The sequence below is a fragment of the Agromyces ramosus genome, assembly GCF_004216665.1.
Lineage (GTDB): Bacteria > Actinomycetota > Actinomycetes > Actinomycetales > Microbacteriaceae > Agromyces > Agromyces ramosus.
In genome coordinates this window covers 446,875-461,454 of sequence record NZ_SGWY01000002.1, presented here as the reverse complement: position 1 = coordinate 461,454, position 14,580 = coordinate 446,875, and the positions used below count along the sequence as shown (strand labels likewise).

Below are 14,580 nucleotides of genomic sequence, written 5' to 3'. Positions count from 1 at the left end.
TCCGGTCGTCAGCCTAGGGCCAGCCTCGGATGCCGCTGCGTGCTCACCCGGCACGTCGGCGCAGCCATCCCCCGGGTCGGCGTTCGACGACGCCCTCCGCCTCGAGGCGGCCGAGTGCTGCCATCGCCTCGATCACCGTGAGGCCCGCCCGACGAGCCACTTCGGGAAGCTCCCGCGGTCGCCGGCTGCTCATCGCATCGAGGATGCGGATGGCGTCGGGATCGTCGACGGCGGATCGCGCGCCGGGAGTATCGGCGGCGAGCGCACGTGGTCGCGACCCGACCGCACCGGCCGCCGCGGGATCCCGCGTGGTCGCGCCCGGTCGCGTCGCACGACCCGCGAGCTCCGCCATCTGGTCGGCATCGACGACGCACACCGCGTCGAATTCGCGAAGGAGGCGATGGCATCCCGCGGAGGCCGGGCTCGTCACGGGACCGGGGACCGCGCCCAGCGGCCGGCCCAGCGCGGCGGCATGTCCTGCGGTGTTGAGCGAACCGGACCGGATGCCGGCCTCGAGCACAACGGTCGCCCCGCTCGCCGCCGCGATCAGTCGATTGCGCTGGAGGAATCGCCACTTCGTGGGCGCCGCACCGCAGGGCAGCTCGGAGACGACGGCACCGGTCTGCGCGATGAGGCTGAGCAGCGACTCGTGGCCGAGCGGGTAGAAGCGGTCGACGCCGCCGGCGAGGAAGGCGATCGTCATCCCATCGCTCGCGAGAGCGGCGCGATGCGCCATCCCGTCGATCCCGTAGGCGCCTCCCGACACGATGGCGAATCCGCGGTCGACGAGTCCGGCCGAGGACTCCATGGCCACGTGCTCGCCGTAGCCCGTCGCGGCGCGGGCGCCCACCAGTGCGATCGTCGGCACGCGGCCGTCGAGGGCGTCGGAGCGGCCACGGACCCACAGCCCGATGGGCGCGTGCACTCCCAGCTCGTCCACCCCGCTCGGCCAGCACGCATCCCCGGGCACGATCAGGCGCGCCCCGACGCGCCCGGCCTGTGCGAGCGAGCGAACGAAGTCGCCGTGATCGAGACGCGGGCGCCAACGGGCGAGGCCGGACTCGGCCTCACGCTCGTCGAGGTCGCCGCCCGCGGCGCCCACCGCGTCGGCGAGCCGCTCCGCAGGAGCGCCCGCGAGGAGCGCCTCGGCCGCCGCCGCCGCCCCGACCGCGGCGATGACGCGGCCGAGCACGCCGTCGCCGGGCTCCGCGATGGTGCCGAGCACCGCGCGGGCGAAGGCGTCGAGCGATGCCGGGGCCTCACCCCGGACGGCGGCGAACTCGCCGGCCGACTGCTGCGCCGATCGTTCGACGAGGTTCATATCGTGATCCCCTTCCGGAGGAACAGGGCCCGACCGACGTGCTCGGCTCCGGGTGCGACGGCACCCTCGAGGTCGGCGATGGTCCATGCGGTCTTCAGCACGCGGTCATATCCGCGCATGGTGATGCCGCCGCGCTCGAGCGCCCGGTCGGCCGCGGCCGACGCCCGTCCGCCCGGGTGCAGCCGCCCGACGCCGCGCATCCACGGCCCCGGCATCTCGGAGTTGGTGCGCCACGGCGTGCCTCGGAGTCGCTCCGCCGCGACACCGCGTGCGGCCACGACCCTGGCACGCGCCTCGGAGCTCGACATGCCCTGCGACTGCCGGTGCATCCGGAGCCCCGCGGTCGTGATGCGGGGAACCCACACCTGCAGGTCGATGCGGTCGAGCAGGGGTCCGGAGATGCGCGCGAGGTACCGGCGCCGGGTCGCGGGTGGACAGGTGCAGCCCGCGGCCTCCACGCCGTAGCCGCCGCACGGGCACGGGTTCGCGGCGATCACGAGCTGGAATCTCGCCGGGAACGACGCGACCGCGTTGGCCCGGTGGATGCTGATGGTGCCCGACTCCAGCGGCTGACGGAGCACGTCGAGGACGGCGGTCGGGAACTCCGGTGCCTCGTCGAGGAACAGCACGCCGTGCGAGGCGCGCGCGGCGGCACCCGGCCGGATGACCCGACTGCCGCCGCCGACGATCGCGGCGGCGGTGGCGGTGTGGTGCGGCGCCTCGAACGGCGGGCGGGTCGTGAGCTCGGCGCCGAGCGGTCGCCCCGAGAGCGAGCGGATGGACGAGACCTCGAGGGCGGCATCGGCGTCGAGGTCGGGCAGGATCCCGGGCAGGCGGGACGCGAGCATCGTCTTGCCCGCGCCGGGAGGTCCGAGCAGGAACAGGTGGTGGCCGCCCGCAGCCGCCGTGAGGAGCGCGTCGACGGCGTCGTCGTTCCCCGCGACATCGGCGAGGTCGCCGATCGCGGGCACCTCGGCGCCCTCGGTGCGGAAGAGCCCGGGCACCGGTTCGACGGGCGAGTGGTCGAACGCGCCGCCGTGCCGGATCGCCGCTTCCAGCAGCGAGGCCACGCCGATCACCTCGACCCCCGGCACCAAGCGGGCCTCCGCCGCGTTGGCAGTGGGAACCATCACCGTGTCATGACCGGCCCGGGCGGCGGCGAGCACGGCGGGCAGGATCCCGTCGATCGGCCGGAGCCGCCCGTCGAGGCCCAGCTCGCCCAGGTGGACCACGCGATCGACGGACTCCACGGACACCCCGCCGGCTGCCGCGAGGCACGCGATCGCGATGGCGAGGTCGAACCCGGAACCGTGCTTCGGGAGGGCGGCGGGTGAGAGGTTGACCGTGAGCTTGCGCTGCGGCAGCGGGCATCCGGCATTGACCGCCGCCGAGCGCACACGCTCGCGCGCCTCGGCGAGCGCGGCGTCGGGCAGTCCGATGATGACGAACCCGGGAAGCTGGGAGGAGAGGTCGGCCTCCACCTCGACGACGGAGCCTGCGAGGCCGAGCAGCGCCACGGAACGGGTGCGGGCGACGGGCATCAGCTGATCCCCTCGAGGTGCTCGATCAGCGCGGGCGCCTCGGCCGGCGCGAGCACCGCGACCGCGTCGATGCGGATGCGCGACGCCGCGGCATCCGTCGCCTCGCACCAGGCGATCGCGAGGCGGCGCAGCCGAGCCAGCTTCAACGGCGTGATCGCCTCGAACGGGTGCCCGTAGTCGTGCGACGTGCGGGTCTTCACCTCGATGAAGACCGTGTCGCGGCCGTCGCGCGCGATGATGTCGATCTCACCGAGCCGACAACGCCAGTTGCGGGCGACGACATGCATGCCCCGCGCCTCGAGGTGGTCGACCGCGAGCTGTTCGCCGCGCCGACCGAGTTCCGCATTGTGGGCCATGAGCACCACCTCCGCGACCAGCGTGGCGGGGCGGCGCCGACGGAGGCGGCGGAATCGAGCGGATGGACGCCCGTGCGCATGGCGCGTCGGTTGTCGAGGACGAGTCGACGGCACCACGGCGCGCGAACGGGCGACTCAGCAGACGCGACGGCGGGATTCGAACCCGCGACGGAACCGGAAGAACCGATCCCCGGGCCACCCGGATCGTCGCGATGCGCCGATGTTACCGTTTCGTTATCTTCCGGGGCGAGTCCGCCTTTCGGAGGACACCGCTACTCGCGGAGGACGCGGCTACTCGTCGAGCGCGAGCTCCTTGGGCAGCTCGAATTCGCGCGTGGCGAGCTCCTCGACGTTCACGTCCTTGAAGGTGAGCACGCGCACCGACTTCACGAACCGGTCGGCACGGTAGACGTCCCAGACCCAGACGTCCTTCATGTTCAGCTCGAAGTAGAAGTCGTGCTCGGTGTCGCGGCGCACCAGTTCCACCTCGTTCGCGAGGTAGAAGCGCCGCTCCGTCTCGACCACGTACTGGAACTGCGACACGATGTCGCGGTACTCCCGGTACAGGGCCAGCTCGACCTCGCGGTCGTAGTCTTCGAACTCGTCCTCATCCATCGGGACTCATCCTACGCCGAGGTCGAAGAGCGTCTGCGCCTCCTCGGGGCGCTCGTGCAGCCAAGTGTGCCGGTGCAGCGCGCTCGGACCGTGCTCGGCGAGGGCGGCGAAGTGGCCGCGGCTCGAGTAGCCCTTGTTCTCGTCCCAGCCGTAGACGGGGAAGTCCTCGTGCGAGCGCCGCATGCCGCCATCGCGGTGCACCTTGGCGATCACGGACGCCGCGGCCACCGACGCGCAGTCGCGGTCGGCCTTGATGCGCGTGGTCACCCGCGCGCGGCGCTCGATCCACGGGCTGAGCCAGTCGTAGTTGCCGTCGAGCAGGAGCGGGGCGTCGAGCGCGACCTCCTGGGCGGCGGTCAGGGCGGCGTAGGCGCGAGCGCCGGCGAGCCCGAGGCACGCCATGATGCCGAGCTCGTCGATCTCCGCGGATGAGGCCTCGCCCACGGCCCAGCCGCGCACCCATGCCGCCGCACGCGGTGCCATCGCCTCGCGGCGGGGCTCGGTCAGCAGCTTCGAGTCACGGAGGCCCGCGGGCATGCGCCGCACCGACGCATCGATGAGCACGAGCCCGACCGTGACGGGGCCGGCCAGCGCTCCGCGACCCACCTCGTCGCACGCGAGGACCATCGGGGCGCCGCCGTCGAACAGCTCGCGCTCCGCCTTGAGGTTGGGGATCGCGGACGGGGTCATCTCAGCCCGACCCCTCGTCGACGCCCTCGTACACCTCGGGGTAGTTGCCGAGCCATGCCCAGTGGCTGATCGGCCAGCTCACCACGAATGCGCGCCCGACGACGTTGTCGACGGGCACGAAGCCCTTGAGCGGCGTCTCGCCGTTGTAGCGGGAGTCCTTGGAGTTGTAGCGGTTGTCGCCCATCACCCAGAGCGAGTCGTCGGGCACGACCTGGTCGAAGTCGTCGCGCGAGACCTTCGTCTCACCCGGCGGCAGCGCGACGTAGGGCTCGTCGAGGGGAACGCCGTTGACGCTCATCTGTCCGAGGGCGTTGCAGCAGACCACGTGGTCGCCGGGCAGGCCGATGACCCGCTTGACGAGGTGGTCGTTGGAGTCGGGCGCCGAGAGGCCGACGAACGCGAAGAACCAGTCGATCGCGGCGATCAGCGGGGGCTGCACCGTCTCGGCGCGCGCGGGGAGCCATCCGCCCGGATCCTTGAAGACGACGACGTCGCCGCGCTCGATCGGGCTCACCTCGGGCACCAGCTGGTTCACGATGATCCGGTCGTCCATCACCAGGGTCTGCTCCATCGACTGCGACGGGATGAAGAACGACCGGATGAGGAACGTCTTGATGAGGAACGAGACGAGCACGGCCACCACGAAGATGACGAGCAGGTCGCGAAGGAACAGCAGCGTGCTGCGTTTTCTGCGTGCCGACGCCGAGCCCGCGCGCTCTGTCCGCGTGGTACTGATTTCTTCTGTCATTTAACCGCCCGAGCTCCCCACCCAGTCTAGGGGTGGGGAGCTCGGTTCGATGACGTGCCGCTCGCGACGCGCGGGCGTCACGCCACGTGGGATCAGCTGTCGCGCTTCTCCTTGATCTTGGCCTTCTTGCCGCGGAGCTTGCGCAGGTAGTACAGCTTCGCGCGACGGACGTCACCGCGGGTGACGACCTCGATGTGGTCGATGACCGGCGAGTGCACCGGGAACTTGCGCTCGACGCCGACCTGGAAGCTGACCTTGCGGACCGTGAAGGTCTCGCGCACGCCCTCACCCTGGCGGCCGATGACGACGCCCTGGAAGACCTGGATGCGCGAGCGCGTGCCTTCGATGATGTTGACGTGCACCTTGACGGTGTCGCCGGGGCGGAAGTCGGGGATGTCCGACCTCAGGCTCGCGGCGTCGACATGGTCGAGGATGTGCATGATGGTTCGCTCTCTGCGCCCGCCACCGGTCGAACGCGGATCAATGATGGAAGTGTCCGGTGCCGCCTGCGCGATCATTCGCGCGGTGCGTACTCCCCGGAGGCAGAGTCCTGCGGCGGCACAATCCTCTATTGTGCCATGCCGCGGCGCTGCGCGCCAAAGCGAGGCGACGGATGCCTCGGGGCACCCGTCCGCAGCGTCAGTCGCGCACCTCGCGCACGATGATGACCTCGCCGTCGCCGTCGTCGAAGGGAGGGCGTCGTGCGGGCATCTCGCCCTGGGCGTCGGGCCGAACCGGCGAACCCGCCTGCTGGGCGGCGATCCGCTCGAACTCGGACATCGTGGCCTGCACCCGTCGCGCGCCGTCGGAGACGAGCTGCCAGATCGCCACCCAGAACGCGGCGATCGCGAGCAGGATCGCGGCCACGCCGAAGAAGGTCGACCCCTGGCCGTAGAAGCCGATGCCGATGATCGAGGCATGCCACGCGCCGACCACGCCGACGTCGGTCCACGAGACGGCACGCTCGGCACGCACCGTCGGGCGGGCCCACACGAGCAGGGCGACGATGCCGAGGGCGATGAACGCGATCGGCACGGTGATGATGAGGCCCAAGGTGCCCCAGCCTCCGCCTCCGAAGATCGCCCAGCCCACCGCGAGCCAGATCGGCAGTACGACGACCGCCGCGACCAGCCACCTGAGGAACGCACGCCGGATCAGCATGCCCACAGCGTAACGCTGCGCCGCTGCACGCGGACCGGGTGTTCACTCAGGGCGGACCCGACAGAATGGACTCGGAAGGGATGAGCGTGATCGAACTGAGGACCCCGGCGGAGATCGAGCAGATGCGGCCTGCGGGCCGCTTCGTCGCGAGCGTGCTGGAGGCGACCGCGAAGGCGGCCGCGGTGGGCGTGAACCTGCTCGAGCTCGACGCCCTGGCGCACCGGATGATCCGCTCCGCCGGAGCCGAGAGCTGCTACCTGGACTACCACCCGTCGTTCGGCGGGAGCCCCTTCGGGAAGGTCCTCTGCACCTCGGTCAACGACGCGGTGCTGCACGGACTCCCCCACGACTACCGGCTGCGCGACGGCGACCTGCTGAGCCTCGACTTCGCGGCGGCCGTCGACGGCTGGGTCGCGGACTCCGCGATCTCGGTGGTCGTCGGCACGCCCCGCGACGAGGACCTGCGCCTCATCGACACGACCCGCCGTGCGCTCGACGCTGGCATCGCCGCCGCACGGCCCGGCCATCGCATCGGCGACATCTCGCGTGCCATCGCCGACGTGGCGAAGGCCGAGGGCTACTCGATCAACACCGATTTCGGCGGGCACGGCGTCGGGCGCACGATGCACGGTGACCCGCACGTGCCCAACAACGGGCGTCCCGGTCGGGGCCTGCCGCTGCGGCCCGGTCTCGTCATCGCGATCGAGCCGTGGTTCCTCGAGACGACCGACCGGATCTTCACCGATCCCGACGGGTGGACGCTGCGCAGCGCCGACGGCTCGCGAGGGGCGCACTCCGAGCACACGATCGCCGTCACCGAGGGCGATCCGATCGTCCTCACGCAGCGCGGCTGACCGCCAGCGCCTCCGCGTAGCGGTCGAGCACGAGTGCGACGAGCGACGCGGGCGGCGCGGCATCCGCTCGGAGGACCGGCGCGGTCGTCGCGTCACCGCCCGCCGCGATCGCGAGGTCGTGGAAGTACCCGGGCGCGAGCAGGTAGCTCGAGACGACGACCCGCGACACCGGATGCGTCGCGCGAGTGCGCGCGATCGCGTCTCGCAGGCCGGGCCGTGCCGCCGACAGGAACCCGACCGCCACGGGGCGGCCGAGGCGACCCGCGAGCCGGCGGCCGACGATGCGGCAGTCGTCGACGGCCCGCATGTCGCTCGAGCCGGCCGCGGCCAGCACCACCCGGTCGTCGCCGCGCAGGCCGGCCTCCGCCAGCCGCTCGGCGAGCACCTCGACGAGGCGGTCGTCGGGTCCGAGGGCCGCCCCGAGGAGGGGCGCACCGCCCGCCTGCGCCACCTCGCGAACCAGGTCGACGTGCACGTGGTAGCCCGGGGAGAGCAGCAGCGGCAGGACCACCGCCGCGTGCCGGTCGCCGAGGCGGTCGAGCACGGATGCCACGTCGGGCTGCTGCACGTCGACGAACGCGTCCTCGACCATCACCCGCGGCACCGCTCGTCGCACCGCGTCGACCAGGGCGGCGACGGCCGCGCGGCCGTCGGCCGAGGACGTTCCGTGCGACGCCGCGACGACCGCGGGCGCGCGGGTCATCCGTCGAGCTCCACCTCGATCATGCCGCCCACGATGCGCGTGCGATAGGTGCGGAGCGCGAGCGACCCGTCGGTGAAGCACTCGCCGGTGCCGAGGTCGTAGACCTCCTTGTGCAGCGGCGAGGCGATCGTGGGGCGGTCGCCGCGCGAGCCGATGATCCCCCGCGCCATCACGGGCGCGCCGGTGTGCGGGTCGTGGTGGTCCACCGCGTACACCTCGTCGTCGGCGAACCGCACGAGGGCGACCTGGCGTGCGCCCAGCAGGGCCACCTCGCCCCATCCGGGCTCGAGGTCGTCGACCTCGCAGGTGCGCTCCCAGGTCGTGGTCATCTCGATGGTCGGCGGCATCACGGCTCCTTTCGTCGTGTGCTCGACACTACGTCCCGGGTGTTTCCCCTGCGGCATCCGGGTGTTTCCCCGAGGTGAAACCCGCCTCACATCCCGTCGGAGCCGACGTGCGTTCGCGTGCCACCGCGGTTACGTCGACGTAACAGGGCCGAAACCGCCCGGTCGTACGCTCGCCTGCAACCGAGCCCCGGAGGCAGCATGACCGAGACCACCCACGCCGCGACCGGTGTGCGCGACGTCGTCATCGTCGGCGGCGGGCCCGCAGCGCACCGACTCGCCGACAGCCTGCACGCCCGCGACACCGACCGCGCCCTCCGCGTCACCGTCGTCGGCGAGGAGGTCCACCGACCCTACGACCGCGTCGCGTTGAGCACCCGGCTCGCGGATGCCGCGACCGACCTGACCCTCGAGCCGACCTCGATGTGGGACGACGGCCACATCCGGCTCATCACGGGCGAGCGCGTCGTGGCGGTCGACGAGGCGGCGCGCACGGCGACCACTTCGGGCGGACTCGTGCTCGCGTGGGACGAGCTCGTGCTCGCCACGGGCTCGAGCGCGCCGGTCCCCGAGCTCCCGGGCAGCGAGCACGCCCGGGTGTACCGCACGATCGACGACGTCGACGCCTTGGTCGCCGAGACCCGCGAGCTCGCCGAACGGCACGGGCGCCCCGCGCAGGTCGTCGTCGCCGGCGGCGGCCTCCTCGGCCTCGAGGCGGCCGGCGGCCTCGCCAAGCTCGGCTCGCACACCGCGGTGGTGCACTCCGGGGGGTGGCTCATGTCGGCGCAGCTCGACGAGGGCGCGGGCCGCGCGCTCGGCCGGATCATCGCCGGCCAGGGCATCGGGCTCCACCTGGGCACGCGTCCGGCCGCGATCCTCGCCGAGGACGGCGCCGTCGTGGGCGTGGAGCTCACGAACGGCCGCGTCATCGCGGCCGACCTCCTCGTCTTCGCCATCGGCATCAGCCCCCGCGACGAGCTCGCCCGCGACCTCGGCCTCGAGCTCGGCCCGCGCGGCGGCGTCGCGATCAGCACCTCGTGCGCGGCATCCGCCCCGAACGTCTGGGCCATCGGCGAGGTCGCGAGCTTCGAGGGCCGGTGCACCGGCCTCGTGGCCCCGGCGAACGCGATGGCCGAGGTCGTCGCCGACCGTCTCCTCGGCGGGGCGGCCGAGTTCACGAGCGTCGACGACGCCACCAAGCTGAAGCTCTCGGGCGTGGACGTGGCGAGCTTCGGCGACGCGCTCGCCCGCACCGAGCAGGCCCTCGAGATCGTCTACGCCGACCCCGCCCGCGGCCTCTACCAGAAGCTCGTCATGACCGACGACGCGAAGACGCTGCTCGGCGGCATCTTCGTGGGCGACGCCTCGCCGTACGCCTCGCTGCGGCCCCTCCTCGGCACGCAACTGTCGAGCGAGCCGGCCGCCTACCTCTCGGCGTCGGGGATGGAGGCGCCGGCCGGCGACGAGCTGCCGGCGGCGGCCCTCGTCTGCGCCTGCAACAACGTGACCGCGGGCACGATCCGCGACGCCGTGAACGGGGACGAGCACGCCGAGGGCTGCACGGAGCTCGGGGCGCTGAAGACGTGCACGCGCGCCGGCACCCAGTGCGGATCGTGCGTGCCCCTCGTGAAGAAGCTGCTCGAGGCCGAGCTGACGAAGTCGGGCGTCACGCCCTCGCGTGCGCTCTGCGAGCACTTCGAGCTCTCGCGCCAGGAGCTGTTCGAGTCCGTGCGGGTGCTCGAGCTCACCTCCTTCGACGAGATCATCGCCCGCCTGGGCACCGGCCGCGGCTGCGACGTGTGCAAGCCGGTCATCGGTTCCATCCTCGCCACCCAGCACGGCTCGTACATCCTCGACGGGGGCCGCGGCGGGCTGCAGGACACGAACGACCGCGCCATGGCCAACATGCAGAAGGACGGCACCTACTCGGTCGTGCCGCGCATCCCCGCCGGGGAGATCACGCCGCAGAAGCTGGCGGTCATCGCGCAGGTGGCCACCGACTTCGGGCTCTACACGAAGATCACCGGCGGCCAGCGCATCGACCTCTTCGGTGCGCGACTCGACCAGCTGCCCGAGATCTGGAAGCGCCTCGTCGACGCCGGGTTCGAATCCGGCCAGGCGTACGGCAAGGCGCTGCGCAACGTGAAGAGCTGCGTCGGCTCCACGTGGTGCCGCTACGGCGTGCAGGACTCCGTGGCCATGGCCGTGCAGCTCGAGCTGCGCTACCGCGGCCTCCGCTCACCGCACAAGCTGAAGTTCGGCGTCTCGGGATGCGCCCGCGAGTGCGCGGAGGCGCGCGGCAAGGACGTCGGCGTGATCGCCACCGACCAGGGCTGGAACCTCTACGTGGGCGGCAACGGGGGCTTCCAGCCCGCGCATGCGCAGCTCCTCGCGAGCGACCTCGACGACGAGACCCTGCTCCGGTACATCGACCGCTACATCATGTACTACGTTCGCACCGCTGATCGGCTGCAGCGCACCGCGCGCTGGATCGAGGACCTCGAGGGCGGACTCGACCACGTGCGGGACGTCGTCGTGAACGACTCGCTCGGCCTCGCCGTCGAGCTGGAGCGGGCGATGGACCGGCACGTCGACACCTACGAGGACGAGTGGGCGGCGACGCTCGCCGATCCCGACCGCCTCCGCCGGTTCCGCTCCTTCGTGAACGCGCCGGACACGCCCGACCCCTCGATCGCGCGAGTGCCGGAGCGCGACCAGTTCCGCCCGGCCACCGCCGAGGAGCGCGAGCGCGGCGAGGCCGTGCTCGTCGCCGGAACCACCATCCCGGTGCGAGGGGCGGGCGCATGACGGGCCGGGTGACCCTCGTCGGCGGCGGACCCGGCCGAGCCGACCTCCTCACGGTCGCGGCGGTGCGCGCCCTGGAGGCGGCCGACGTCGTGCTCTACGACCGACTGGCCCCGTACGAGGCCCTCGCGGAGTACGCCTCGACGGCCGAACTCGTCGACGTCGGCAAGCGCCCCGGCCACCACGCCATCCCGCAGCACGAGATCGAGGCGCTGCTGGTCGGGCACGCGCTCGCCGGACGCCACGCCGTCCGGCTCAAGGGCGGCGATCCCTACGTGCTCGGCCGCGGCAGCGAGGAGGTGCTCGCGTGCCACCGTGCGGGCGTGCGCGTCGCGGTCATCCCCGGTGTCACCAGCGCCATCTCGGTGCCCGGCGCCGCCGGCATCCCCCTCACGCACCGCGGCGTCAGCCACCTGTTCACGGTCGTCTCGGGCCACGCACCGCTCACGGACGCCGAGCTCGAGCACCTGGCCGGCCTCGGCGGCACGATCGTGGTGCTGATGGGCGTGAACTCGCTGCCGTCGCTCACGGCCGGCCTCGCACGGTTCGGGATGCCGGCCGCGATGCCGGTGGCGATCGTCGAGCGCGGCTTCCACGCCGACCAGCGCACGACGGTCGGCGACCTCACCGACATCGTGTTCGCCGCCGGACGGGCCGGAGTGACCTCACCCGCCGTCGTCGTCGTCGGCGAGGTCGTCCGCCTCGCGCACGATGGCGACGCGAGCGCCGCCGAGCTCATGGAGCGGGCGGCCGGCTTCGCGGCGGTGGTCGCGTGACCGACGTCGTCGAGTGCGCACCCGGGTTCCGGCCCGATCAGCTCGAGGGCTTCCGCATCGGCGTCACGAGCGACCGGCGCTCGGCCGACCTCATCGACGCGCTCGCCCGTCGCGGCGCCCAGGTGCTGCACGCGCCCACGCTGCGCATGGCCAACGCGATCTCCGACGACCCCGTGATCGCCGACACCCGCACGATCATCGAGGCGCGCCCCGACGTGCTGCTCGCGACGACCGCGTACGGCGTCCGCCGGTGGTTCGAGGTCGCGGATGCCGCGGGCCTCGGCGAGGACCTCGTCGACGCGCTCGCCGACACGGCGATCCTCGTGCGCGGGCCGAAGGCCCGCGGAGGCATCCGTGCCGCCGGTCTCAACGACGTCGGCATGAGCGCGGAGGAGACGACCGAATCGCTCATCGACGAGGTGCTCGCCACCCGTCCCGCCGGGCTCACGGTGGCCGTGCAGCTGCACGGGTTCCTGAACCCCTCGCAGCTCGACCGACTGCGCGACGCGCACGATCGCGTGCTCACCGTGGAGCCGTACCGGTGGATCGAGACCGACGAGGCCGACGACCGGGTCGACCGGCTGATCGAGGCTGCCTGCTCCGGAGGCCTCGACTGCATCACGTTCACGAGCGCGCCGGCCGTGCACGCCCTGTTCGGCGCGGCGGAGGCGCGCGGGCGGTACGACGACCTCGTCGACGCCATGTGCGGCCCCGTCGTCGCCGCCGCCGTTGGACCCGTGACGGCGGCGCCGCTCGTGGCGGCCGGGATCACGCCGATCCAACCCGAGCGCTACCGCATGGGCGCGCTCATCCGCCTCGTGTGCGAGCACCTCGAGTCGACGCGCGTCCTGCGCCTCGACACCCGACACGGACCGCTCGCGCTGCGCGGCTCGGTCGTGGACGTCGACGACCGACGCGTCGCACTCGCCCCGGTCGCCCTCATGATCCTCCGTGCGCTCGTCCAGGCGCGCGGCTCCGTCGTCGGACGGGACCGGCTCGCGTCCGGCCTGCCGGGCACGAGCGACGAGCACGCGCTCGAGGTGGCCCTGAGCCGCCTGCGCCAGACCCTCGGCGTGCCCGGGCTCATCGCCACCGTCGTCAAGCGGGGATACCGGATCGATGTCTGACCACGACCTCACACGACCGACCGTCCCGGGTGAGCAGGTGGAGACCCAGGGTTTACGACCGGACCGATCCGCGGAAACACGCCGCCAATAGCGTCGGCTGCACGAGTTCGACCCGTGACCGACCCCCTGGAGGCACCGATGACCGAGACCGTGAGCACCGCTCCCCCGCACGTCGCACCACCGCACGCCCCCGAGACCGACGCACCCGCGCTCGCCACGAGGCCCGGACGGTGGATCGACAACTGGAACCCCGAGAACGAGGTGCAGTGGGAGACCGAAGGGCGCACCATCGCGCGGCGCAACCTGCGTTGGTCGATCTTCGCCGAGTTCCTCGGGTTCGTCGTCTGGCAGCTCTGGAGCATCGTCGCCGTGACGCTCCCCGCGGCCGGGTTCGACCTCGGCACCGGCGAGATCTTCTGGCTCATCTCGATCCCGAGCCTCGTGGGCGCGACCCTCCGCTTCCCGTACTCGTTCCTGGTGCCGAAGTTCGGCGGCCGCAACTGGACCATCGTCTCGGCCGCCCTGCTCCTCCTGCCGACGATCGCGCTGGCCGTCTGCGTGTCGAACCCCGAGACGCCGTTCGGCGTGCTCCTCGCCGCCGCGGCGCTCGCCGGCTTCGGCGGCGGCAACTTCGCCAGCTCGATGTCGAACATCACGTACTTCTACCCGCAGAAGGAGAAGGGCTGGGCGCTCGGCCTCAATGCCGCAGGCGGCAACCTCGGTGCATCCGTCGCGCAGTTCGTGGTGCCGCTCGTGATCACGATCGGTGCGGCGGCCACGCTGAACCTGCCCCTCGCCGGCTGGATCTGGATCCCCTTCATCCTGCTCGCGATGTTCGGCGCCGCGCGATACATGGACAACCTCTCCAACGCGAAGGCCGACTTCGCGGGCTCGGCCGCGGCCCTCAAGGAGCCACACCTCTGGATCATGTCCGTGCTCTACATCGGCACCTTCGGGTCGTTCATCGGCTTCGCGAGCGTGTTCCCGAAGCTCATCGCCGACCAGTTCCCCGAGTTCTCGACGATCGGCGTGGGCGGCGCGTCCATCCCCCTCGCGTTCCTCGGCGCCCTCGTCGGGTCCCTGGCCCGTCCCTACGGCGGCCGGCTCTCCGACCGGTTCGGCGGGGCCCGCATCACGATGGTCGCCTTCGCGGCGATGGGCACGATCACGCTCGCCGTGCTGCTGACGCTGCCGTTCGCGAGCTTCTGGCTGTTCCTCGGCCTGTTCCTGCTGCTCTTCGCGTCGGCCGGCATCGGCAACGGCTCGACGTACCGCATGGTGCCCGTGGTGTTCGCGGTACGCGGCGGCGGCACGGGCGACGTGTCGACGCAGCGGAAGGCCGCGGCGGCACTCGGCCTGATCTCGGCCATCGGCGCCTACGGCGGCTTCCTCATCCCGCAGGCCCTCAACCTCTCGTTCCAGGCCACCGGCGGCTATGCCGGCGCATTCCTCGGCTTCGTCGTCGGATACGCCGTGCTCCTCGTGCTCACCTACGTGGTGTACGTGCGCTCGGACCGCCTGCGCGCTCACAACATCTGA

Annotated in this window: 15 protein-coding genes and 1 tRNA gene; 5 read left to right on the top strand and 11 right to left on the bottom strand. The window is 72.2% G+C overall.

Annotated features, from left to right (window positions below; translation table 11 throughout):
* Positions 1 to 43 precede the first annotated feature (43 nt).
* From dprA to EV187_RS08690, 9 genes are all read right to left on the bottom strand, one after another.
* Positions 44 to 1,321 carry a DNA-processing protein DprA gene (dprA, locus tag EV187_RS08725; protein ID WP_130352675.1) on the bottom strand — a complete coding sequence of 426 codons (1,278 nt, stop codon included), beginning with the start codon at positions 1,319 to 1,321 and terminating at the stop codon, positions 44 to 46.
* Positions 1,318 to 2,862 (bottom strand): YifB family Mg chelatase-like AAA ATPase, encoded by a 1,545-nt coding sequence (locus EV187_RS08720; protein ID WP_130352674.1) that lies wholly within the window; start codon positions 2,860 to 2,862, stop codon positions 1,318 to 1,320. The genes dprA and EV187_RS08720 overlap by 4 nt, the downstream gene beginning before the upstream one ends.
* Positions 2,862 to 3,227: a YraN family protein gene (locus EV187_RS08715; RefSeq protein WP_423190880.1), complete on the bottom strand. Its 366-nt coding sequence runs from the start codon at positions 3,225 to 3,227 to the stop codon at positions 2,862 to 2,864. The genes EV187_RS08720 and EV187_RS08715 overlap by 1 nt, the downstream gene beginning before the upstream one ends.
* Before the next feature lie 133 nt (positions 3,228 to 3,360).
* Positions 3,361 to 3,430 (bottom strand) — tRNA-Gly (locus EV187_RS18340).
* A gap of 79 nt (positions 3,431 to 3,509) precedes the next feature.
* Positions 3,510 to 3,833, bottom strand: coding sequence for a DUF2469 family protein (locus tag EV187_RS08710; protein ID WP_130352672.1), 324 nt, complete (start codon positions 3,831 to 3,833; stop codon positions 3,510 to 3,512).
* Positions 3,834 to 3,839: 6 nt separating this feature from the next.
* Positions 3,840 to 4,523 (bottom strand): ribonuclease HII, encoded by a 684-nt coding sequence (locus EV187_RS08705; protein WP_130352671.1) that lies wholly within the window; start codon positions 4,521 to 4,523, stop codon positions 3,840 to 3,842.
* 1 nt (position 4,524) lies between these two features.
* Positions 4,525 to 5,271: a signal peptidase I gene (gene lepB, locus EV187_RS08700; RefSeq protein ID WP_130352670.1), complete on the bottom strand. Its 747-nt coding sequence runs from the start codon at positions 5,269 to 5,271 to the stop codon at positions 4,525 to 4,527.
* A 92-nt stretch (positions 5,272 to 5,363) separates the two neighbouring features.
* Positions 5,364 to 5,711: a 50S ribosomal protein L19 gene (rplS, locus tag EV187_RS08695; RefSeq protein ID WP_130352669.1), complete on the bottom strand. Its 348-nt coding sequence runs from the start codon at positions 5,709 to 5,711 to the stop codon at positions 5,364 to 5,366.
* A 199-nt stretch (positions 5,712 to 5,910) separates the two neighbouring features.
* Positions 5,911 to 6,432, bottom strand: coding sequence for a hypothetical protein (locus EV187_RS08690; protein WP_130352668.1), 522 nt, complete (start codon positions 6,430 to 6,432; stop codon positions 5,911 to 5,913).
* Positions 6,433 to 6,518: 86 nt separating this feature from the next.
* On the opposite strand from EV187_RS08690, the gene map reads away from it, so the two are divergent.
* Positions 6,519 to 7,286, top strand: a complete 768-nt coding sequence (map, locus tag EV187_RS08685; protein ID WP_130352667.1) for a type I methionyl aminopeptidase — start codon at positions 6,519 to 6,521, stop codon at positions 7,284 to 7,286.
* Here the strand turns inward: map and EV187_RS08680 are convergent.
* Positions 7,270 to 7,989, bottom strand: a complete 720-nt coding sequence (locus tag EV187_RS08680; protein ID WP_130352666.1) for a sirohydrochlorin chelatase — start codon at positions 7,987 to 7,989, stop codon at positions 7,270 to 7,272. The genes map and EV187_RS08680 overlap by 17 nt on opposite strands.
* Complete coding sequence (nirD, locus tag EV187_RS08675; protein ID WP_130352665.1) at positions 7,986 to 8,336, bottom strand: nitrite reductase small subunit NirD; 351 nt, start codon at positions 8,334 to 8,336, stop codon at positions 7,986 to 7,988. The genes EV187_RS08680 and nirD overlap by 4 nt, the downstream gene beginning before the upstream one ends.
* Positions 8,337 to 8,534: 198 nt before the next feature.
* On the opposite strand from nirD, the gene nirB reads away from it, so the two are divergent.
* From nirB to EV187_RS08655, 4 genes are all read left to right on the top strand, one after another.
* Positions 8,535 to 11,141: a nitrite reductase large subunit NirB gene (nirB, locus tag EV187_RS08670; protein ID WP_130352664.1), complete on the top strand. Its 2,607-nt coding sequence runs from the start codon at positions 8,535 to 8,537 to the stop codon at positions 11,139 to 11,141.
* Positions 11,138 to 11,914 (top strand): uroporphyrinogen-III C-methyltransferase, encoded by a 777-nt coding sequence (gene cobA / locus EV187_RS08665; protein ID WP_130352663.1) that lies wholly within the window; start codon positions 11,138 to 11,140, stop codon positions 11,912 to 11,914. The genes nirB and cobA overlap by 4 nt, the downstream gene beginning before the upstream one ends.
* Positions 11,911 to 13,041 carry a uroporphyrinogen-III synthase gene (locus EV187_RS08660; protein ID WP_130352662.1) on the top strand — a complete coding sequence of 377 codons (1,131 nt, stop codon included), beginning with the start codon at positions 11,911 to 11,913 and terminating at the stop codon, positions 13,039 to 13,041. The genes cobA and EV187_RS08660 overlap by 4 nt, the downstream gene beginning before the upstream one ends.
* 138 nt (positions 13,042 to 13,179) lie before the next feature.
* Positions 13,180 to 14,580, top strand: coding sequence for an MFS transporter (locus EV187_RS08655; RefSeq protein ID WP_130352661.1), 1,401 nt, complete (start codon positions 13,180 to 13,182; stop codon positions 14,578 to 14,580).

What these genes read in the sequence shown, in the direction of transcription:
- nirB (WP_130352664.1), top strand. Translation starts at nt 8,535, where the DNA reads ATGACCGAGACCACCCACGCCGCGACCGGTGTGCGCGACGTCGTCATC.
- EV187_RS08705 (WP_130352671.1), bottom strand. Translation starts at nt 4,523, where the DNA reads ATGACCCCGTCCGCGATCCCCAACCTCAAGGCGGAGCGCGAGCTGTTC.
- cobA (WP_130352663.1), top strand. Translation starts at nt 11,138, where the DNA reads ATGACGGGCCGGGTGACCCTCGTCGGCGGCGGACCCGGCCGAGCCGAC.
- rplS (WP_130352669.1), bottom strand. Translation starts at nt 5,711, where the DNA reads ATGCACATCCTCGACCATGTCGACGCCGCGAGCCTGAGGTCGGACATC.
- lepB (WP_130352670.1), bottom strand. Translation starts at nt 5,271, where the DNA reads ATGACAGAAGAAATCAGTACCACGCGGACAGAGCGCGCGGGCTCGGCG.
- EV187_RS08680 (WP_130352666.1), bottom strand. Translation starts at nt 7,989, where the DNA reads ATGACCCGCGCGCCCGCGGTCGTCGCGGCGTCGCACGGAACGTCCTCG.
- EV187_RS08655 (WP_130352661.1), top strand. Translation starts at nt 13,180, where the DNA reads ATGACCGAGACCGTGAGCACCGCTCCCCCGCACGTCGCACCACCGCAC.
- nirD (WP_130352665.1), bottom strand. Translation starts at nt 8,336, where the DNA reads ATGCCGCCGACCATCGAGATGACCACGACCTGGGAGCGCACCTGCGAG.
- EV187_RS08720 (WP_130352674.1), bottom strand. Translation starts at nt 2,862, where the DNA reads ATGCCCGTCGCCCGCACCCGTTCCGTGGCGCTGCTCGGCCTCGCAGGC.
- EV187_RS08710 (WP_130352672.1), bottom strand. Translation starts at nt 3,833, where the DNA reads ATGGATGAGGACGAGTTCGAAGACTACGACCGCGAGGTCGAGCTGGCC.
- dprA (WP_130352675.1), bottom strand. Translation starts at nt 1,321, where the DNA reads ATGAACCTCGTCGAACGATCGGCGCAGCAGTCGGCCGGCGAGTTCGCC.
- EV187_RS08690 (WP_130352668.1), bottom strand. Translation starts at nt 6,432, where the DNA reads ATGCTGATCCGGCGTGCGTTCCTCAGGTGGCTGGTCGCGGCGGTCGTC.